Origin of the sequence: Exiguobacterium sp. s21 (assembly GCF_018617975.1) — a bacterium.
In the GTDB taxonomy this organism is placed as follows: Bacteria; Bacillota; Bacilli; order Exiguobacteriales; family Exiguobacteriaceae; genus Exiguobacterium; species Exiguobacterium mexicanum_A.
Map to the genome: position 1 here is coordinate 47,210 of NZ_JACSLF010000003.1, position 20,799 is coordinate 68,008.

Here is a 20,799-nt window from a genome sequence, read left to right on the forward strand (position 1 = left end):
TGTCGTGGTCTCTCTGTAGTCTCCAACCGGTTATCAACTTTTCTCCTGTATTATACCCTATTCTCACGTCTTCAACCATCGACCCGCTCACCAAGTGCGCAACGTGCTCCTCAGAAAGCGTCCTGCTCGCAATTTCGAAAAGAGACGACTAGACTTCAAGGTATCACCAACAAGGAGGAGTTTTTATGAAACGCATGTTACAACCTTTCCAATTTAAAAACGGCGTCGAGCTCCACAACCGGCTCGTACTCGCGCCGATGACGCACTATTCGTCTGAACCGACGGGTGAAGTGTCAGAGCACGAACTCGCCTACTACCGGAAGCGGGCCAAGAACGTCGGACTCGCCATCACGGCATGTGCTTACGTGACCGAGGACGGCAAAGGGTTCCCGAACGCTTTCGGTGTGAACGACGACAAGTTCATTCCAGGGCTGCGCCAGCTCGCCGAAAGTCTAAAAGCGGAAGGCGCGAAAGCGATTCTCCAAATCTTCCATGCGGGACGCATGTCTCCTCCGGAACTCGTACCGAACGAACAACCGGTAAGCGCAAGTGCCGTCGCACCGGTCCGTGAAGGGGCCGCCACTCCACGTGCCCTCGAGACCGAGGAAGTCGAAGCCATCATCGAGGCGTTCAGCGATGCGACACGTCGTGCCATCGAGGCCGGCTTTGACGGCGTCGAGATTCATGGGGCGAACACATACTTGATTCAGCAGTTCTTCTCACCCCACTCGAACCGACGCGACGACCGCTTCGGCGGCGACGTGAACGCACGTCTCACATTCCCGCGTGAAGTCATCCGCTCGGTGAAACGTGCGGCCGAAGGCACAGACGACTTCTTGATCGGTTACCGCTTCTCACCGGAAGAAGTCGAGGAGCCGGGTATCACGCTCGACGATACGGACATATTGATCGATATGTTGCTCGAAGAAAACCTCGATTACCTCCACGCCTCGCTCTGGAACTTCAACATCGGTTCAATGCGGAACGAGAACGTGACGGAGCGGTCGATTGATCGCATCGCCAAACGCATCAACGGTGCCATCCCGCTCATCGGAGTCGGACAGCTCCAGCGCCCAGGTCAAGTCGAAGACGCACTGAACGTCATCGACCTCGCCGCGCTAGGCCGCGAACTCATCATCGACCCGGATTGGCTCGAGAAAGTGAAAGACGACCGAGAAGACGAGATCGAGACCGAACTCGACTTGAACAAGCAAGCCGAACTCGCCGTACCGGCTCCGCTCTGGAACGCCATCACGACACGCGCCGGCTGGTTCCCAGTCAAAGACCAAGAAGTGAAGTAAACAAGAAAACCCGCCAACGAGCGGGTTTTCTCCTGTCATTTGATCGTCAACAGTTCACTCATCGTGACAAATTCATATCCCTCCTCTTGCAAGGAAGCAAGAACACGCGGGAGCCCTTCTGCTGTCGACTCATGAATATCATGCATGAGTACGACTGCGTTCGGATGGATCCCTCCCATGATCAACTCATGCATCTGTGAAGCGTCACGATGACTCCAGTCAAGCGAGTCGACAGTCCACAAGGCGAGCGTCTGTCCTCTCGACTCGATCGTTCGTTCCACCACCTCATTTTTTGAACCATATGGTGGACGGACGAGATGAGCCGGCTCACCGATGATCGCCTCGATTTGAGTGTCGACAGCAGTAAGTTCGACATCGATCGCATCGGCTGATAGTTGTGCCAAGTTTGGGTGATGGTCCGTATGGTTCGCCAATTCATGTCCTGCCGCAGCGACTGCTTTTGCCACATCTGGATAAAATGCCATTTGACTACCGAGCATGAAGAACGTCGCCCGAGCGTCATACTGTTTTAACGCAGCGAGCACCTGTGGCGTCACCGTCGGATGCGGACCATCGTCAAACGTTAAAGCGACATACTTTCCATCTGGGTCAAGCGGTTTCCGATCCGGATATGGCGTCACCACATCTTCTCGATCATTCTTTTCCTCATCCACATCCATCGTAACATACGGTTTGACGACCTCGAACGGGATGTTCACTTCGATGACCCCAGCCGCCCCAGCTGCTACTTCGTACTCATCAAACCAGACCGTCAGTCCAGACGACGTGAGCAACCAGTTCGTCGTTTCGGGTGTTCTAAGTGCTTCGTCTAAGAGCTCTTCGAATACGTAGTCATTTTTTTGAGCTTCTTCGGACACCACTTTTTTGAACCAGTCTTTCGATTCATTCCCTGTTTGAAATACGTCGTCCCATCCGATCCATTCCCCTGTCGCAACGTCAAATCGAAATACGTTCACCGTTGCCGTGCCGTTTGCACCTCCAGTGAATGCATATGTATGGACGACGAGTGCGTAGACCGTCTCACTCACTCGAACCGTGTCGGTTTGAATATTCAAATGCCCTTGACGCTTATCGTGTTCTACTAGTTCTGCTTCAAATAGTGCTCGTTTTTCTGCTATAAAAGCATCAAGTTTCTCGTTCACTGCATCATGGTCAGTTCTTGGAACCGATATTGCCATCGTATACGCTTTTGTCTGAACGCTTTCGACGGTCAAATAGAGACCAGGATAGTTCCCTGTAAAGGATGGCGTCAGAATTTTTTTCGTTGTCGGGGCAGCATCTGCCATGTAATACCATGTGCCCGCACTAATCAATAAAAACGCGAGCATAATCCACCTATTGCGTTTCATCGTTCTCTCTCCTATTCACAGATCATCTAGACGTTATGAGTTTACCAAATCCAATTCTAGAAAAATTATCAATCTGGCATCAATTATTCATTCAATGCGCTACGATCAATGTGGTTCAATTATGGAAGGAAAGACGCTTACGTCACTATTCCAAATCAGAAAAAACGCAACGCCTCCAATTGAGACGTTGCGTTTTGAATCGCGTTCTCGCTCCACATCCATTTTATAACCATCAGTTGGAGTTCCCTTTCCTGCGTTGACGCCAGATAAAAGCAAGGATAACAAGAATGAGACTCGCCATCACGGAAATGATCGCGAACGGGCTTGCCCCGGTGAGGAATAACTCGCCTAGTGCGACCGAGTAAGCGAGCCCGAACGACGTGACAAGTTTCGCCCCGATTGCGATCAATGCAAAGCGTGGAAATGGAACCCGGCTAAATCCGGCAGCGAGACAAATCACTTCATCAGGCAAAATCGGAATGACGAACAAGACGAGCAGGACACCGAGCCCATATTGATCGACGTACCGATCATACGTCGCAAGTTTGTCGGCATCGATAAGCCGCATCATTCGCTCTCGACCGAAGCGCGCGATCCCGTACATGACGAGAATACCGAGCGTCGTGGCGATACTACCGATCAAAGCCGCTCGAAGCGGACCGAGTGCGACGCTCCCAATCGGGATACTAACCGCCTCTGGTACAGGGAGTGCAATCGGTTGTAAAAAACTGAATGCGGCGAACACCCACATGGCCTGCTCCCCATACTGTTCGAGCAATCGTTCAAGTCCATATGAATCGTACAGGACGAGCCCAAATGAAACGTAATATAAGAAGACAAACAAAAGAAATAGTGTAAACGTCACTTTTAACATCTGTTTCAAGTACGTATTCGACCCTTCACGAATCGATCGCAATAGACCGATCGAGAGTGCGAGCAACACGATCCCGGTCCATCCAAGTTGATAAGGGAGCAATAGCGTCGGCAAGACGACGAACGGCAACAGGCTGAGCGCGACGAGCGCGCCTCCGTATCCGATATACACCATCATTCGTTTCTGCATGTCGCATCGCCCTCTCCCCGTTCTACTCTTAGTGTACCCGGATTCCTGCCTCGATGTATCCATCTGGGGCTACGGAATGTATCAGCCTTTTGCCCGAGAAAAAAGGCCACAGTCTGATGAGAGACTGTGACCTAACACTCACTCGCCGAGTGAAGCTTGGATGAAATCGTGGAACAAGCGTTGTGGACGCTCCGGACGCGAAATGAGTTCTGGATGGAACTGTGACGCGACGAACCACTTGTGCTCTGGAATCTCGATGATTTCGACGAGACGGCCGTCCGGGCTCGTTCCTGAGAACTTGAACCCTTCCGCTTCGAACGCCTCACGGTACTCGTTGTTGAACTCGTAACGGTGACGATGGCGCTCATAGACGAGCTCTTGATTGTAAGCGGCGTGCGCTTTCGTTCCTGGCTCGAGCTTACATGGATAGAGGCCGAGACGGAGCGTGCCACCGAGGTCTTCAATATCTTTTTGCTCTGGGAGAAGGTCGATGATCGGGTAGTCCGTCGTCGGATCGATCTCCGCCGAATGGGCGCCATCGAGCTTCAAGACGTTGCGGGCGAACTCGACCGTCGCAAGCTGCATGCCGAGACAAATCCCGAAGAATGGGACGTTGTTCTCACGGGCATAACGTGTCGCTTCGATTTTCCCTTCGATTCCACGTTCTCCGAATCCGCCTGGGACGAGAATCCCATCAGCATCCCCGAGAATCGTCTCGACGTTTTCCGCCGTCACGTCTTCTGCGTTGACCCAATCGATATCGATGTCCGCGTTGAAGGCGTAACCGGCGTGTTTGAGCGATTCCGCGACCGAGATGTACGCGTCACGAAGTTCAACGTATTTCCCGACGAGGGCGATTTTCACTTTCTTCTCGAGGTGCGTGACCGTGTGCACGAGCTCTTTCCAAGCCGTCATATCCGCAGCTGGCGTGTTGAAGCCGAAGTAGTCGTTGACGAGTTGGTCCATCCCTTGTTTTTGAAGGTTGAGCGGTACTTCATAAAGGGTTGATGCGTCTTGTGCTTCGATGACCGCTTCTTTGCGCGTGTCACAGAACAAGGCGATCTTTTCACGCATATCTTCCGGAATGTCGTGCTCGGTACGGAGGACGATGATATCCGGTTGAATCCCGTAACTACGAAGCTCTTTGACGCTGTGCTGCGTCGGTTTCGTCTTCATCTCACCGGCAGCGCGAAGGTAAGGGACGAGCGTACAGTGGACGTACATGACGTTCTCTTTGCCGATGTCGTTCTTCACTTGACGAATGGCCTCAATGAACGGAAGCGACTCGATGTCCCCGACTGTTCCACCAATCTCTGTGATGACGACATCTGCATTCGTCTCGCGACCGGCGCGGAAGACACGGTCTTTAATCTCGTTCGTGATGTGCGGGATGACTTGGACCGTACCCCCGTTATAATCGCCACGGCGTTCTTTTTTCAAGACCGTCGAGTAGATGCGACCTGACGTCACGTTGGCGTTTTGCGACAAGTTGATGTCGATGAAGCGCTCGTAGTGACCGAGGTCAAGGTCCGTCTCGGCGCCGTCATCTGTAACGAACACCTCGCCGTGCTGGTACGGGCTCATTGTCCCTGGGTCGATATTGATATATGGGTCAAACTTTTGAATCGTCACGTTCAAACCTCGGTTTTTGAGTAGACGTGCGAGCGAAGCGGCTGTGATCCCTTTACCGAGTGAAGATACTACCCCACCTGTTACGAAAATATACTTTGTCATCATCATTCTCCTCTCTTGAATGCCACAACGGGAAACGAAAAAACAAAAAAAGCAAAAGTGCCCCCACTGAAATGGAGGACACTTTTGCTGCATCGTTACGTGCTAAACTAGCCCATGACTAATTTACGTCAGAGACGATGCAGTCGTCAAGTCATTATTTTTTCTTTTTTTCAACTATCAAAAAAGAAAAAGAGACACGCCTAGCCGGGACAAATGCCCGGCTTTTTGCGGTCTCTTATAAATCATCCTCGTCTTCAAGGTCGAGGTCGTCGTCCAAGTCTTCGTCCTCGAACTCGTCAAGGCCTTCCACTTTTTCGGCTTCATCCTCGGCATCGAACTCAGATGCGTCAAAATCTTCACCTTTTGCAAAGACGTCAAGGTCGTCTTCAATGTCGACGATGCCTTCATCTGTCTCATCGATCCCTTCTTCGAACTCATCGAGCTCACCGCGTTGGCGTGCTTCGATGACGAGATCTTCGTCTGACTTATCGAACGGATACCAAACACGAAGCGCCCAACGGTTAGCTCCCAAGTTGACGAATAGTCCGTCGATGTTCATGTCCGTGTAGAGTTGCGCGATTTTCTCGAGCTCTTCCTCTTCACTTGCGAACGTATAGTTTTGTCTGATCAGCTCACGGATCTCATCAAATGACACTGGTTGCTCGCCAGTCTTTTGAAGAATTTCGTAAACGAAATCAATCAACGATTTATTCATTAAAGGACACTCCTTTTCCGTCACTAGTTAAACATCACTCCTCATTATAAACAAAACCGATATGAAAAAGCTAGAGGAAATTATTTTGAAGTTTCAACGTTTTTTTGGATGCTTAACCAATAGAGCGTAATCAATCCAACGTTGAAGATCCACGTCAGTCCGAGCACCCCAAGCATCCAATCGCGTGGGACTTTGAAGGACAACTCCGCATTGACCGACTAGCCGGTATATAGACCGTAGCCGAGCAATCCGACCATGAGCGCGGAATACGCGACGACCATCCCGAACCGTTTCCATAGTTGCAACAGCAACGAGGCAAACTCTTTATTGCCCCCATACGATGCATATAGATAGACGTGACCCGCACTCGCATACATCGTCTGGACGTACCCACTCACAAACAAGACCGGGATGAACACGAGCGGCTCCAAGAATCCGAGGAAGAATAGCAACGACGTGACGAGCAGGACGTAGTACGGATGACGCGCCACGTCGAACACACGGTTCAATAATATCCAGCCGATGACGCCCGCCAAGAACGGCATGAACACATAGAACAAGAGCACTTGAAACGAATATAGCGCCAGACTGACGAATACGGCGCCAATCAACGTCCAACCGCCGAACAATCCGACGACGAACGAGAGCAACTGGACTTGCCGTGTTTTGGTCGCACTGACGTACGTTCTCGTCCGCTCCTGGAACAATACCCATCCGACGTACCCGAGCAGAATAATCATCAATAAAAAGATTCCACGTACCCGCTCGCCCCTTCCAACAGGCTGAGGAGACGGCTCACCAACATGAACACGGTGACGGTGATGAAGGCAAGCACGAACTTCCCGGTCGCCCACGTCCACGTCGCCGTTTTCTCGAGCGGCAACTTTCTGACAAACGACCATGGAAGAACGAGACTGACGAGGAATAGAAGGACGGCCCCGACATACTCGCCACATAAAAAATCATGAACGGGATTAATCGTCCTGAGCCTTCTTCCACTGCCATAAGTGATAAAAATAAGATTTGAGGCAAAATTTGACTGCTGAGGGCACTGACAATCGTCAATAACACGACCGTGTTCTTCAAACGGAACACCTCATTTCTCAAAAATGGCCGAATCCATCTCTCTTTCTTCTCTTTCCCGCTTCTAGTGCGAAAACAACCAGCTTCATCGCACATCGATTTCTCAGTTTTTTCACATGTTTGCCGATATAAAGGAGAACGCTATTTTAGCTGTATGAGAAAAAGGAGAATGAATCATGGCACTGTTCCGTAAAGCAAAACCTGCCGCCTACGCCGCGTCGATCGGCTTTCCCGATGTGGCGACGATCGCGCAACCAACCGACCCGAATTTGAACGGACGCACCCATTATATGGGTTATACGGCGTCGCAAGTGAAACAACTTCAAAACATGGCCCCGCTCGTCGAAGCGGTGTTAGATGACGTCCTTGAAAACGTGCTCGACCACTTGATGTTGCAACCCGAGATGGTCCAACTCGCCAACGCCTCATCGACGCGTGAGCGTCTGAAAAAAGTGTTCGCCGACTACTTCCGTAGCCTGTTGACCGGAAAGATCGATGACAAGTTCCTCGCCATGCGCAAGCGGATGGGGCAAACGCATCATCACTTCTCGGTACCGGTCGTCTGGTTCCTCGCGACGTATTCCGCCTTCAACACGTTGCTCATCCCAAAAATCGTCGAGGCGTATCAACACGACCCGGCCACGATGACTGAGTCGCTCCTCGCTTTGTCTCACGCGATGAACTTGGACGCTCAAATCGTCACCGAACAATATGTCGACGCCCGCCTCGATGAAATCGAATCGGCGAACGTCGCTCGGGCGGCGCTACTTCATGACGTGAGCCGCGTCAGCACAGAAGTCGCGACGACGATGGAACAAACCGGTCACGCCATGTCCGAGACGAGCAAGCGGGCCCATCAAGTCTTGTCCGAAACCGAACAGACGGAGAAGATGAGCCGCCACTTGATGAACTTGACGCATACGAACGGCGAACAAATCGAACAGATGGAGACCGAGTTCAAGCAATCGGCGACGTACGTCGATGCTTCGCTCGAACGGATCACCGCCCTCAAGGACGGTTCACAAGACATCGTCAGCATGACCCGGAGCATCGAACAGATCGCCAATCAGACGAACTTGCTCGCCTTGAACGCATCGATTGAAGCGGCCCGGGCCGGTGAGCACGGTAAAGGCTTCGCCGTCGTCGCCACCGAGGTGCGCACGCTCGCCGAGAACGCGAAGCAGTTGAGCAGTCAAATCAATGTCCTCATCCATGAGAACGAGACGAACATCGCCGCCCTGCTCGACCAGATGGGACAGATGCATCGGACGAACGACGAGGCGATGCGTCAACTCGGTGCCGTCAAAGCAGGCTTCTCGACCGTCAAAGACGAGATGGGCAATTACGTCCTGTCGTTCGAACGGAACAAGCAAGACCTCGGCCAAATGGTCGAGACGATCTCAGCCATCAACGAGACGACGCAAGGCTTATCGCACTTGACGTCTTCTTTACTAGCTACGTCCGAAATGCACTGACGACAAAGCAAGGCACGGTCCGCGGACCGTGCCTTGTTTTTATTGGACAATCGGTTCTGGTACTTCGATTGGAGCGAGGGAGCGATCGAGCAATTCGACGACGTCGAACGTGCCGACCGTCTCATCAACTTCTTTCGCTTTCGTCCCGTCCGAGAGCATCGTCAAACAGTACGGACATGCCGAGCCGATGACGGTCGGCTTCGTCTCGAGCAGCTGCTCGGTCCGAGCCACGTTGACGCGCGTCCCGACTTTCTCTTCTTGCCACATGAGACCGCCGCCGGCACCGCAGCACATGCCGTTCTCACGGTTCCGGTCCGCCTCGACGAGTTCGACACCCGGGATGCGTTCCAAGACGAAACGTGGGGCGTCGTAAATGCCGTTATAGCGCCCGAGGTAGCACGAGTCGTGATAGACGACCCGTTCGTTCACGGAGAAGTCCGGTTTGACCCGGCCCGTATCGAGCAGCTCGGCGAGGAGCTCAGTATGGTGATATACTTTCACACCGCTCAGTCCGAAGTCCGGATACTCGTTTTTGAACGTGTTGTACGCGTGCGGGTCGACCGTGACGATTTTTGTGACCCCATACTTCTCGAACAGTTTGATGTTCGCCTCGGCAAGCTCTTGGAACAACAGCTCATTCCCGATGCGGCGTGGCGTGTCCCCTGAGTTCTTCTCTTCGTTCCCGAGGATGGCGAACGAGACGCCGGCCTTGTTCAAGACGCTCGCAAAGCTTTGGGCGACTTTTTGGCTGCGGCTATCGTATGAGCCCATCGCCCCGACCCAGAAGAGGAACTCGAACTCTTCGCCGGCCTTTTTCTTCTCTTTCGCCGTCGGGATGACAAGTTCTTCCCGGTCTTTGCGCCAGTTCTCGCGCTCTTTCCGGTTCATCCCCCACGGGTTGCCTTGACGTTCGATGTTCGCGACCGTACGTTGCGCCTCAGGATCCATCTTGCCTTCCATCATGACGAGGTAACGACGAAGGTCGATGATCTTGTCGACGTGCTCGTTCATGACCGGACATTGGTCCTCACAGTTGCGACATGTCGTACATGCCCAAATCTCTTCTTCGGTGATGACGTTGCCAATCAACTCGTCGGCGACGAGCATATGCCCGTCTTGAGCCGCGGCCGCAATCTCGGCCCCTTGCGTGTTTTGGAACATGAGCGCCGGTGCCCACGGCGATTTACGCGTGATGGCGGCCCCTTTCATGTTCATGTGGTCGCGCAGTTTGACGATGAGGTCCATCGGCGACAACATTTTACCAGTCCCGGTCGCCGGGCAGACGTTCGTACAGCGTCCGCATTCGACACAGGCATACAAGTCAACGAGTTGTTTTTGGTTGAAGTCTTCGATCTTATTGACGCCGAAGACGATTTCTTCATCCGACTCCTCGGCCTCTTCCATCGCTGAGAAGTCGACCGGTGCGAGACGACCGACCTGGTGCGTCCGTCCGAGCCAGACGTTGAGCGTCCCGGCAATCAAATGGGCGTGCTTGCCTTGCGGGATATAGATCATGAAGCTGAGCAAGAACAAGAGGTGAAGCCACCAAAAGACGACGAACAAGGCGAAGGCGACCCCTCCCGGTACCCAAGCGAACGCCGAACCGATGAGTGTCGCGACCGGTTCGCCCCACATCGGGAGCTCTTCTTTATAGACGAGGTAGAACCCGTTCCCGAACAAGACCGATACCATCAACCCACCGATGAAGATGAGGGCGAGACCGGCCAGAAAGTTTCGTTTTAAACGCACGAGTTTCTCGACGTAACGGCGGTAGAATCCCCAAACGACCGCGACGAGAATCATGAGCATGACGATTTCTTGCATGAACGTGAAAATCGGATAGAGCGGACCGAGCGGGATGTGCGGGAAACGCGTCCCGACAGCAAGTCCTTTCCAGATGAAGTCGATGGCCCCGAACTGGACGAGGATGAACCCATAGAACATCATGACGTGAATGATGCCGCTCTTCTTGTCTTTCAACAGTTTCTTTTGCCCGAACACGTTGATCATGACCTGTTCAAGCCGTTCCTTATTCGTTTGGCTCCACTCTGCCTTTTTCCCGAGCTTGATGAACGTATAGCGCTGGTACACCAACGATGCGAACAAATATAGTCCATAGCCGAGGACGAGCAAGAATAGAATCCAGTTGACGATTAAAAATGTAGACATCCCCAAAACTCCCCCTTATGAAAACGGATTCAATCTTGAGTTCAGTATATCAAACAATGAATGAACAGTCATTCATTTTTATCGAAGAGGTCAAAAATTGAGCACATGCTTCAAGAATAAGAGGATGCCGCCATACCCGACGACGGCGAGGACGAACGTCCGGAAGTGAAGGTTGCGGTCGGCCGGGAGCTCGAACTTGACGATGTTCAGAATCATCGCCCCGGCGACGAACGCGAACAAGATGGCCTCGACGTGCGAGGCGAGGTCGATCAAGCGGGAGAAGAAACCGCCAGCAAGAATCCCGCCGCTCAACAAATAACGCCCTTGCCGGATGTACCGTTCCCCGTAATGGCGATACAAGTCGTGGCCGACGGCGAGGAAGTGTACGCCGAGCGCCGTCGCGTAGAAGCTGCGTGCGACGAACGTGACGGATGACGCTGTGACGACGTAAGCCGAGAACGACATATATGCGGTCAACAGCGTCACTTGGAGCCAGTACGACACGTTCTGGTCAATCGTCTCGTCTTTGAAATGGGGCGTCCGGACGACACGCATCGTCCCGTAAAAGACGGTGAAACCGAGCAGGCTGATGACATAAATCTCCGACGGCAAGGCCAGGTCGAGCCAATCCACTTGAAGCGTGTCTTGCCGCTTGTTCAAGGACGGCAAGAGATACATGAAAAAGTATGTGATGGCGATCCCGCTCGAAAACGAGAACCATTTTTGAGACGGCACCCGGTCTCGCGGAAACAGATAAATTCCGAAAAAATTGATGAGCGCTAAATAGACCACGATCCAGTTCGCCATCTCATGTCACCCCTTTAGTTCAATCCAAAACCGCTCGACAATTTTCCCGCCTTCCGCTGTGAACGGCGTGTCCGGCACGCCGCCATTGTTCAAAATGACTCGGCGTGACGCTTCGTTCGTCCGGTCGCACGTAATCAACGCCCGCTCGATCCCGAGTTCTTTCGCTTTCTCGAGTGCGAGCTCGAGCTGTTTCGTAGCGAGACCACGTCCGCGGGCACTCGGCTTGATGCCGTACCCGATGTGTCCCCCGAAGTTGAGGAGGTTGTCATTCAATTCGTGACGGATATTCGCCGCCCCGAGCAACTCGTGCCCATCCGTCAGCCAATACGTCGTGCTCGGTACCCAACTGACGTTGTTCACCCGTACTTCTTTATCACGAATCTGTTTAACGTACGACGCAAAGTCAGACGCGTCACGGTCGACGGCGTTCGGGACGATTGTCTCGGAGCATTCCCGCCATTCCTTTAAAAAATCGAGCACGTTCGCTTCCTGCTCCATGGATGTCTTCACTAGTCGCAACATAACGCTTCCCCCTATTTTTATGTATAGAAAAGACCGCAAAGCGGCCTTAATCTTCGAGTCCTAATCGTTTTGGCATCTGCGGGGCGAGCTCACGTGCCTCGTCAAGACGGCCCGCTTCGACGAGCGTATGGAACCGTAAAAACTCCTCGTGCGTCGCGTCACCGATGGCGGCTAAGTAGTCGATGTAGCGGTCGTATACCGATCTATCTTCCGGTCGCGCCTCGATCAAGGCGACGTAAAGCCGGACCGTGTCTTCCCCGTAAAGAAGCGGGAACTCATCGTTCAATTGGAGCAATTTATCGACCGAGTCCATATCGACGCCGGTCTCGTTATCGTAGTGCCCGACGACCTGTTCGGCGTGGTCCTCGAGGCGGCCGCGCCACTCTTCATATTCGTCCTCATTCGTCTCGAGCATCTCGAACCAATCCTCGTTCAACATCTCTTCAATCTTTCTCACGCGTTCTGCAAAATTCATGCGAACTCTCCTCCTTCAAACGTCCACGTGACGTCGACTACATAGTTACCTGCCAAGTCATCGTTCATCGACAACTCGTAGGCGAAGCGGCAACGTCCGTCCGCGACATCGAGCCGCTCCGTCGTCGTCGCCATCGTCATCGACATGTATGGGTTTTTATATAGGCTTTGGGTCAAGCGCCCTTCAATAAAGGAATGATTCATCTCAATCGGTCCTTTACAGATGAGCGCGAGCCGGCCCGTCGTATATTTGATCGTTGTCGGCACGACGCCGTCTTCTCGTTCTTGATCGAACGTCAAGACGAAGCCGGTCTTCAACTCATAATAGAGCCCGTCGACTTGCAGCTCAATCGGCTCCTCGATTTCACTGATCATTGTCTTTTGGCGCACACGTACGCGTTTCGGTTCAATTGCCATGGTGATTCCCCTTTCCGCTGTCCCATCGTACCATATCTCGCGAACGGTCCGGAATCGGTAACTTTTTCTTTCCCGGTTTGCGGACCGTTCACACTACAAAAAAGACAGGGTTCCCCCTGTCTTTGAATCAACTTAGCTTATAGACGCGACCTTCGAACGGCTTCAAATGAAGCAGTGTCGTCTCGTCATGCGGCTCGAGCGGCATGTTTTTCAAGACGACGTCTTCTGAGCGAAGCGTGATCTCCGTCGCAAAGATGGCTTCTTTCCCTGTCAAATTCGTCATGACGAGGTATTGCGAGTCACCGAGCGTGCGTGTGTACGCGTAAATCTCTGGGTGCTCCGGCAAGACGATGTCATACGTCCCATAGACGAATGTCTCATCTTGCTTGCGAAGACGAATCATCTCTTTATAGAAGTTGAGAATCGAGTCGTCGTCTTCGAGCTGGGCGCCGACGTTGATGTCCGTGTAGTTCGGGTTGATGCCGAACCACGGCGTCTCCGCGAACGTGAAGCCCGCGTTCGGGGCGTCGCTCCACTGCATTGGTGTGCGCGTGTTATCACGTGACGAGTTCCACGTGATGGCCATCATCTCGTCATGGCTCTTGCCGTTCTCGAGACCGATGTAATACCGGTTGCGCGTCGCGATATCATCGTACTGGTCAATCGAGTCGAACTTCACGTTCGTCATGCCGATCTCTTGGCCTTGATAGATGAACGGCGTCCCTTGCATGAGGAAATACATCATCGCAATCGACTTGGCGCTCTCTTTCCAATAGCGCTCGTCATCACCCCATGATGACACGGTCCGCGTTTGGTCATGGTTCTCGACGTAAAGGGCGTTCCAGCCGTCTGCTTCGAGACCTTTTTGCCATTTCGTGAGGACGTTCTTCAAATGGACGACGTCGAGCTTCGACTCGGCGTCTTCACGCCAGAGACCCATGTGTTCGAATTGGAACACCATGTTCATCTTGCCTTCCTTCTCGCCGACCCAAAGGTGGGCATCGTCAGGTGAGACGCCGTTCGCTTCGCCGACAGTCATGATGTCGTGCTTGTTGAACGTCTCGTCGCGAAGTTCTTCCAAATAACCGTGAATCCCGTCGACGTTCATATGCATTTCGAACGATGGCACGAAGTCGAGACCTTCCGGGTTCGGCAAGTCGCCGAACGACGGGTGTTTGCGGATATGGCTGATTGCATCGACACGGAAACCGTCAATCCCCTTGTCGAGCCACCAGTTGATCATGTTGTACACCGTCTGGCGCATCTCGGCGTTCTCCCAGTTCAGGTCCGGCTGTTTCTTCGAGAAGACGTGCAAGAAGTATTGTTCCGTCGTCTCGTCAAACTCCCAAGCCGACCCGCCAAAAATTGACTCCCAGTTGTTCGGTTTCGAGCCGTCGGGTTTGCCGTCACGCCAAATGTACCAGTCACGCTTCGGATTGTCTTTTGAGCTCTTCGATTCGATGAACCATGGGTGCTCATCCGACGTATGGTTGACGACGAGGTCTAACAGCAATTTCATGCCGCGCGCATGGACTTCCGTCAACAGACGGTCGAAATCTTCCATCGTCCCGAACTCGTCCATGATGTCCTGATAGTCGCTAATGTCATAGCCGTTGTCATCATTCGGCGATTTGTACATCGGACAAATCCAGATGACGTCGACGCCGAGGTCTTTCAAGTAATCGAGTTTGTCGATGATGCCTTGAATATCGCCAATCCCGTCCCCGTTCGCATCATAAAAACTGCGCGGGTAGATTTGATAAGCGACAGCTTCTTTCCACCAGTTTCGTTTCAGTGTTTTCGTTTGTGTGTGTTGGTCACGTTGTAAAAGTTGCATGTGTCAATGATACTCCCTTGTCCCTAAACTCACTGCGCATCCTATATACTAATATTAGTGCTGTTGTCTCTTTATCTCGTTAGCGCAATCGTTTGCACGATTGCAGTAAGTTTATCTTACCAAAAATCATTCCACGACACAAAGATGTTTTTAACAGCTTACTCATCGTGTACCCTACACGAATTTGAAATGAAATGAAAGTGAGGCGACTTACATGATCCGTTTGGCCACACAGGCCGATCTCTCGGCAATCGATCAACTGATTTTAACGAAAGCGCAATCGTTTCGGGCCGCCGGAAAAACGCAATGGCAAAAATATTTAGAGCCGAGTCGGACCGATTTTGTGACCCATGACGTCACGAACGGAACCGTCTATGTATACGAAGCGAACGGAGACATCGCCGGGTCGGTCAGCTTGATCCCACCGACGTCTTGGGACGAAAACTTGTGGGACGATCCTGACGCGGCCGTCTATTTACATCGCCTCGTCGTCGATGACCGGATGAAAGGCCGACAAGTCGGTGAACAGTTGATGCGTCATGCACTTGCAGCGACGTCGAATCGCATCCGTCTCGACTGCGTCGCCACGAATCACTTCTTGAACGCCTATTATCCTCGCTTCGGCTTCAATTATGTCGGCGAACGAGATGGATTCTCTTTGTTCGAAAAAGAGGCTTGACCTTGACGCGACGTCAACGTGTACGCTGACTTCAAGGAGGTGAGGACATGTACACGATTCAACAACTCGCGACGCTCTCTGGCACGACCACAAGGACGTTGCGTCATTATGACGCCGTCGGTCTGCTCGTCCCGGAACGTGACGTCAACGGCTATCGGCGCTACTCGTTGCATGATGCCGAGCGGTTGCAGACGATTCTGCTGTATCGTTCGCTCGACTTCCCGCTCGAGACGATTCAAGGCTTACTCGAAGCCGAACCGTTCGATCGGACCCGTGCCCTCGAGGAGCAAGTGACCGCCCTGCGCGCGAAAGCCGCCTATTTTGCGACACTCGCCGAGACGGCGGAATCGACGCTCACCTCACTGAGAGGAGGAATTCCAATGGAAGACAAATCGTTGTTCAAGGGATTATCGTTTGACGAACTGAAAGCCCATGAAGCGAAGCACGAGGCGGAGACAGAAGAACGTTGGGGCGAGAGTGAGGCGTACAAGACGTCACGTGCGCGCGCCGACAAGCGATCGAAAGAAGACTGGGAAGCGCTCAGTCAACAACAAGTCGATCTCGTCAAGCCGCTCGTCGACTTGTTCACTGCCGGCGTCCCGGTCGAAGACCCGCGTGTCCAAGCGGCCGTCCGGGCGAACCACCTGTTCATCAATGACCAGTTTTATGACTGCTCGCTCGACATGTTCAGCGGACTCGGTCAGATGTACGTCACGGACGAGCGTTTCACCGCGTTCTATGACAAGTACGCGCCAGGACTGGCCGTCTATTATAATGACGCCATCCAACACTATTGCATCACCCAAAGCTAAACGGCCAAAGCATCGCGCTTTGGCCGTTATTTTGCCGTTCGACGGTCATACACATCTTCCTTTAGCAATAACTCGATTTGACGTCTCAAGAGCGGGAGCGCCGTCGTGAGCTGTAAGTACGGATACGTGGCAAAATTATCCGTCCCGCCGATGTAGAGCACGGCCCGGTCGACCACAGACCAGCCCCGCTCGGTCCACTGTTCGATTCGTGCCTCACAGACGTCCGGTTTGGTCCGGAACGCCCAGTACGCTTGGAGTTGTCCTTCTGCCATCGTCGGTGCGACCGTCAATACCGGGCAGTCGAAGCGGGCGAGGACGCTCGGGTCAATCGGCCCCGTCTCATGGGTGACGATGAGCTGCGGGTCGAGACGATCGAGCCACATCGTCGTCTTCGTATCGTTCAATGAGGTGACACGTAGAATGTGGTGGAACGGAATCGGCTCATCGTTCAATGGATAGCGACCTTTCAGTTCTCGGATCCGCGTCCGGCTCGAAAGGCGCATGACAGGCGACGTCAGCCGGACGTATACATGCGTCAGCCAATGCTTGATGGATTCCGGACGATGCTCGCTCGGCCCATCTTCCTGAACGACATGGGTCACCCCTAAGTTGCGGATCGCATGATAGACGTAGGCAGATGTCCGGTGTTCTCCAATGAGTAGTACGATCGGTCGGCCCATTTTGTCCCTCCCTTTTCTCTTCCTCCGAACGCCTCTCATCCGTGTCGCTCCTGCGTCGAGACGACGGCCGGGCGGCAACGGTCCGCCACTTCTTCCATCGATAAACTTTCAAATTGATACGTTTGATGCAACGTTTCATAATGGGCGATGATTTCACCCAACAAGGCCATGTTTTCGGATACATGTTTGCCGAAGTTGTGCGGGTGCCACCAAAGATGGAACACTTCCCCCCGTTTTGCCGCATGCGTCATGCTCCGTTTGATGCGCCGCACTTTGAGTCGGTCGAGGAAGCGAAGCGCCGGCACGTAAGGTCGAAGGAATCGGCTCGATGGGACGTTATAAGGAGATGATTGCCGAATGGCTGCCCACGAGACCGTGTGGTGGCCCGTCAAATTGACGTAGGCATCAAGCAGACGAAGAGCCCGTCGTCCTAATCCCTCATCCCTTCTCGCATCGGCCCGATAAATGTAATGGGTCTCATTGCCGCGATAGACATCGATTCCGACTTCTTGTGCCGCTTGGAAATGCGCCGGGCTCGATTGATTGCGCGGATAGACGATGCTCTGAATGGATAAGTCGCGACGTGCGGCCACCCGCTTCGCCGCCTCGAGATCGGCCTTGAACGCCTCGATGGTCACTCCTTCTTCTAAACAAGATAGATGACAATACGTATGCGTCCCGATGGTTTGACCAGGCGTCGCCGCGATTTGATCGACGAGTGATTTCCCGAAGTGATACGGGTCGACCGCCTCGTCCGCCCCGACGTGCTGCATCCAATTGTATGAAGAATATTCGGGATGCCGATACGCCGGTTGAATCGTCGGCAAGTCTTTCAATAGCTCTGCTTTCGTCTCATAGAACAGGAATCCGACCGTCGCCCAAGTCGCATGAATCTGGTGCGCGGCAAACAAGTCGAGCAAGCTCGGTACGACTTGCCGGACCCCGAGTAAATTATCGCCATACGCCTCAATCGTCGTACCGTCAAACGTGCCCCAGTTCAATTCAAAATCTAGTGAGATGACAAACGCTCCGTTCATCGAGACCCCTCCTCTGTCTTCACTTCTTTCCTTCACACGACTCAGGAAGCTCTAGTTCGGCGAGCGCCCGTTTCCAGGAGCCGTACCGACGGGATACTTTGGCGACACTTGGTCGTTTATGTTGTTTCGCCCATTTTTGATAGGTGATCGCGTTGAATGGCACGACGACCCGACTTGCTTCTAGCAACGATTGAACGATTTCTGCTTTTTCACGTTCTGGCTGGACGGTAAAATGGAGCTCCTCTAAACGCTCTACCGTTTTCACGGCCAGACTCCAAGACCCGAAATGGGAAATAATATCACCTAGGGAAGGACCGGGATGATCTTTGACCCATTGTTGGTAATGGGTGCTCGTCAACTTCCCTTCCTGTTCAAGTGCGAGCCGAAGTGCTGCAACGAGTTCTTGTTGGGTATAGCGCTTTCGGGCTTCTAAGAGTCCGGCTGCTTTCAAGGCGCCGGTCCATGACCCGTAAAAATTGAGAACGTCGAGAAATGTCGGGACGTCCCGGTCTCGGCTCCAGAGCTGATATTGTTTAACCGTGAGGGTCGGAGTCAGAGATGCAGCGGCTCGAAGCGCTTGAATGATCTCTGCTTCCCGGTTCATCGTTCGTCCTCCTCAGACACTTTGTTCCGTGACGATCGAGCGCGTATCGAGCACGGTCTGGATGACTTGCTGTTGTTCCCCGAGGGTCAAGTCGGATCCCGATGGAAGGCAAATCCCATTCTCGAACAGACGCCGACTGACATCTTCTCCATCGACCGTCACATATTCGGCATCGCGATACACCGGTTGCAGATGCATCGGTTTCCAGACAGGACGAGATTCGATGCCGGCACTGGCAAGTCGCTCCATCACCGTGTCACGGTGCAAGTCTGTCTGATCCAACTGCATGGCGGTCAGCCAACGATTGGCCCGTGAGTGCGGGACTTCTTGCTGATACGTCGCCCCGAGCTGACGGAACATATGCTCATAGCGGGCAAACACGCGACGTCGTGCTTGAACGCGCTGCTCAATCACTTCGAGCTGTCCCCGACCGATCCCGGCCGAGACGTTGCTCAATCGATAGTTATAGCCGACTTGTTCGTGCTCATAATGCGGCGCGTCTTCCCGAGCTTGCGTGGCCAACTTGAGCGCCAACTGTCTCGTTTCCTCATTCGGCACCATGAGCATGCCGCCGCCTGATGTCGTGATGATTTTATTGCCGTTGAACGAATAAAACCCGATGTCCCCGATGGTTCCCGTCATTTGCCCGTGCCACGTCGAGCCGAGTGATTCGGCCGCGTCCTCGATCAATGGGACACCGAACTCACGACAGACGTGGCGAATCTCACCGATTTTCGCGACGACGCCGTACAGATGGACGACGATGACCGCTTTCGGAAGCTTTCCTTTCGTCGCGGCTTGGACGAGCGCTTTCCGAAGTGCGTCTGGCGACATATTCCACGTCGTCGTTTCCGAGTCGATAAAGACCGGAATGGCGCCGACGTAACGGATTGGATTGACCGATGCGACGAACGTGAGTGACTGACAGAAGACCGTGTCCCCTGTCCCGACGCCGAGCGTAAGTAGCGCCAAATGGAGGGCAGCCGTCCCTGAGCTTGTCGCCAAGGCGTACGGATGGTCTGCGTAAGCGGCGACTTCCGCCTCAAACGCGTTGACGTTTGGTCCAAGCGGGGCGATCCAATTGCTCGCGAACGCCTCTTCGATGTAGGCCATCTCACGGCCCGACATATGGGGCTTCGATAATAGGATGTTCATTTGATGCCCTCCTTCATCATGGTTTTATACGAGATATACCAATCGACGACTTGCTCGAGTCCTTCAAACAGCGATGTGCTCGGGCTGAAGCCGATCAGCGTGTCGAGCGTCTGAACGGCCGACTGCCGAAGTACCGACTCGCGCATCGGCAACGACGTCTTCGCCGATTTGTTGAGGATATGTCCGATGTCGGACAGTAACGTTTGGACGTTCACGTAGTCGGAGGCCGGGATTTGGAAATATCCGACTGGCGACATCCCGGTTTGAATCAAGCGAAGCAAGCGGACGACCGATTCGACGACATCATCGATATAGGAGACGTTGATGATATCCGTCGCGTAATACCCTGAGAGTCGGACACCGCGGTCGACGGCGACAATGGCCTTTGACACTAGCGTCGAGGCATCGTCCCAAGGTCCGAATACGTCTTCTGTGAACAGATGGATCACCGGACGTTCCCCGTCCTCCTGTTTTACAGGCAAGTCGAACGTGATGAACGATTCAACCGGGACCCGCTTCGTTTGGATGGCAATGTAGCGTTTCATCAACTCGTAACGTTCCAGCGGCTCTTCACTTCCGTTATGGCGACGGGTCGAACATAAGATGATGTGTCTCGGTTCGTGTCGATTCAAAACGCTGCGCATGACTGTCTTGTTCGCGAGCGTTGAACGGATCAAATGGAACTGCGGGTGGGTGAGAACGTAGAGCCGCTGTTTGGCGATTCGCGTCTTGTGCCGCCCTTCATCGTCAATCCCGACGACATCAAATCCTTCCTGCAATAGCCGACGTGCGATATGAAACCCTTGGAAACTGGCTACCCCGACAATAAGAACCGTTTGATCGACCATCATTCTCCCCCTCTTCA

21 protein-coding genes are annotated in these 20,799 nt (G+C 53.2%); 4 read left to right on the plus strand and 17 right to left on the minus strand.

Going from position 1 to position 20,799, the window contains the following annotated elements:
* Window positions 1-185 precede the first annotated feature (185 nt).
* Window positions 186-1,301, plus strand: a complete 1,116-nt coding sequence (locus tag KNP06_RS04810; protein WP_214711090.1) for an NADH-dependent flavin oxidoreductase — start codon at window positions 186-188, stop codon at window positions 1,299-1,301.
* 35 nt (window positions 1,302-1,336) lie between these two features.
* On the opposite strand, the gene KNP06_RS04815 is transcribed toward KNP06_RS04810, so the two are convergent.
* From KNP06_RS04815 to KNP06_RS15275, 6 genes are all read right to left on the minus strand, one after another.
* Window positions 1,337-2,671 (minus strand): polysaccharide deacetylase family protein, encoded by a 1,335-nt coding sequence (locus tag KNP06_RS04815; RefSeq protein WP_214711089.1) that lies wholly within the window; start codon window positions 2,669-2,671, stop codon window positions 1,337-1,339.
* Window positions 2,672-2,903: 232 nt separating this feature from the next.
* Window positions 2,904-3,734 (minus strand): TVP38/TMEM64 family protein, encoded by an 831-nt coding sequence (locus tag KNP06_RS04820; RefSeq protein ID WP_214708424.1) that lies wholly within the window; start codon window positions 3,732-3,734, stop codon window positions 2,904-2,906.
* Between the two features lie 138 nt (window positions 3,735-3,872).
* Window positions 3,873-5,468, minus strand: a complete 1,596-nt coding sequence (locus KNP06_RS04825; RefSeq protein ID WP_034779284.1) for a CTP synthase — start codon at window positions 5,466-5,468, stop codon at window positions 3,873-3,875.
* Between the two features lie 235 nt (window positions 5,469-5,703).
* Window positions 5,704-6,183, minus strand: coding sequence for a DNA-directed RNA polymerase subunit delta (rpoE, locus tag KNP06_RS04830; protein ID WP_214708420.1), 480 nt, complete (start codon window positions 6,181-6,183; stop codon window positions 5,704-5,706).
* 218 nt (window positions 6,184-6,401) lie between these two features.
* Complete coding sequence (locus KNP06_RS15270) at window positions 6,402-6,926, minus strand: hypothetical protein (RefSeq protein ID WP_251129660.1); 525 nt, start codon at window positions 6,924-6,926, stop codon at window positions 6,402-6,404.
* Window positions 6,923-7,066, minus strand: a complete 144-nt coding sequence (locus KNP06_RS15275) for a hypothetical protein (protein WP_251129659.1) — start codon at window positions 7,064-7,066, stop codon at window positions 6,923-6,925. Before KNP06_RS15275 ends, KNP06_RS15270 begins: the two co-directional genes overlap by 4 nt.
* 376 nt (window positions 7,067-7,442) lie before the next feature.
* On the opposite strand from KNP06_RS15275, the gene KNP06_RS04840 reads away from it, so the two are divergent.
* The gene (locus KNP06_RS04840; RefSeq protein WP_214711088.1) at window positions 7,443-8,741 is read left to right on the plus strand and encodes a methyl-accepting chemotaxis protein; all 1,299 of its coding nucleotides are present in this window, start codon (window positions 7,443-7,445) and stop codon (window positions 8,739-8,741) included.
* 39 nt (window positions 8,742-8,780) lie between these two features.
* Here the strand turns inward: KNP06_RS04840 and KNP06_RS04845 are convergent, their stop codons facing one another.
* The 6 genes from KNP06_RS04845 to KNP06_RS04870 all read right to left on the minus strand — a co-directional run bounded on the left by KNP06_RS04845 (window position 8,781) and on the right by KNP06_RS04870 (window position 14,967).
* A complete protein-coding gene (locus KNP06_RS04845) occupies window positions 8,781-10,910 on the minus strand; it encodes a (Fe-S)-binding protein (RefSeq protein WP_214708416.1) in 2,130 nt (709 codons plus the stop codon).
* A 90-nt stretch (window positions 10,911-11,000) separates the two neighbouring features.
* Window positions 11,001-11,717, minus strand: a complete 717-nt coding sequence (locus KNP06_RS04850; RefSeq protein WP_034779293.1) for a hypothetical protein — start codon at window positions 11,715-11,717, stop codon at window positions 11,001-11,003.
* Between the two features lie 6 nt (window positions 11,718-11,723).
* Window positions 11,724-12,239, minus strand: a complete 516-nt coding sequence (locus KNP06_RS04855; RefSeq protein WP_214711087.1) for a GNAT family N-acetyltransferase — start codon at window positions 12,237-12,239, stop codon at window positions 11,724-11,726.
* A 46-nt stretch (window positions 12,240-12,285) separates the two neighbouring features.
* Window positions 12,286-12,714 (minus strand): hypothetical protein, encoded by a 429-nt coding sequence (locus tag KNP06_RS04860; RefSeq protein ID WP_138858750.1) that lies wholly within the window; start codon window positions 12,712-12,714, stop codon window positions 12,286-12,288.
* A complete protein-coding gene (locus KNP06_RS04865) occupies window positions 12,711-13,130 on the minus strand; it encodes a YwiB family protein (RefSeq protein WP_214708410.1) in 420 nt (139 codons plus the stop codon). The genes KNP06_RS04860 and KNP06_RS04865 overlap by 4 nt, the downstream gene beginning before the upstream one ends.
* 127 nt (window positions 13,131-13,257) lie before the next feature.
* A complete protein-coding gene (locus tag KNP06_RS04870) occupies window positions 13,258-14,967 on the minus strand; it encodes a glycoside hydrolase family 13 protein (protein ID WP_285801369.1) in 1,710 nt (569 codons plus the stop codon).
* A gap of 214 nt (window positions 14,968-15,181) precedes the next feature.
* Here KNP06_RS04870 and KNP06_RS04875 point away from each other — a divergent pair, with 214 nt between their 5' ends.
* Complete coding sequence (locus tag KNP06_RS04875; RefSeq protein ID WP_214787994.1) at window positions 15,182-15,646, plus strand: GNAT family N-acetyltransferase; 465 nt, start codon at window positions 15,182-15,184, stop codon at window positions 15,644-15,646.
* A 47-nt stretch (window positions 15,647-15,693) separates the two neighbouring features.
* Window positions 15,694-16,458, plus strand: a complete 765-nt coding sequence (locus tag KNP06_RS04880) for a MerR family transcriptional regulator (protein ID WP_138858747.1) — start codon at window positions 15,694-15,696, stop codon at window positions 16,456-16,458.
* Between the two features lie 26 nt (window positions 16,459-16,484).
* On the opposite strand, the gene KNP06_RS04885 is transcribed toward KNP06_RS04880, so the two are convergent.
* From KNP06_RS04885 to KNP06_RS04905, 5 genes are read right to left on the minus strand one after another with little or no spacing between them, the layout of a single operon-like run.
* On the minus strand, window positions 16,485-17,138 hold the full coding sequence (locus KNP06_RS04885; RefSeq protein WP_138858746.1) for a hypothetical protein: 654 nt from the start codon (window positions 17,136-17,138) through the stop codon (window positions 16,485-16,487).
* 35 nt (window positions 17,139-17,173) lie between these two features.
* Entirely contained in the window at window positions 17,174-18,175 is a 1,002-nt protein-coding gene (locus KNP06_RS04890) for a polysaccharide deacetylase family protein (RefSeq protein WP_138858745.1), read from the minus strand.
* A gap of 19 nt (window positions 18,176-18,194) precedes the next feature.
* Window positions 18,195-18,779 carry a hypothetical protein gene (locus KNP06_RS04895; protein ID WP_138858744.1) on the minus strand — a complete coding sequence of 195 codons (585 nt, stop codon included), beginning with the start codon at window positions 18,777-18,779 and terminating at the stop codon, window positions 18,195-18,197.
* A gap of 12 nt (window positions 18,780-18,791) precedes the next feature.
* Complete coding sequence (locus KNP06_RS04900; protein ID WP_138858743.1) at window positions 18,792-19,934, minus strand: aminotransferase class V-fold PLP-dependent enzyme; 1,143 nt, start codon at window positions 19,932-19,934, stop codon at window positions 18,792-18,794.
* On the minus strand, window positions 19,931-20,782 hold the full coding sequence (locus KNP06_RS04905; RefSeq protein WP_214787997.1) for an NAD-dependent epimerase/dehydratase family protein: 852 nt from the start codon (window positions 20,780-20,782) through the stop codon (window positions 19,931-19,933). Before KNP06_RS04905 ends, KNP06_RS04900 begins: the two co-directional genes overlap by 4 nt.
* Window positions 20,783-20,799 lie beyond the last annotated feature (17 nt).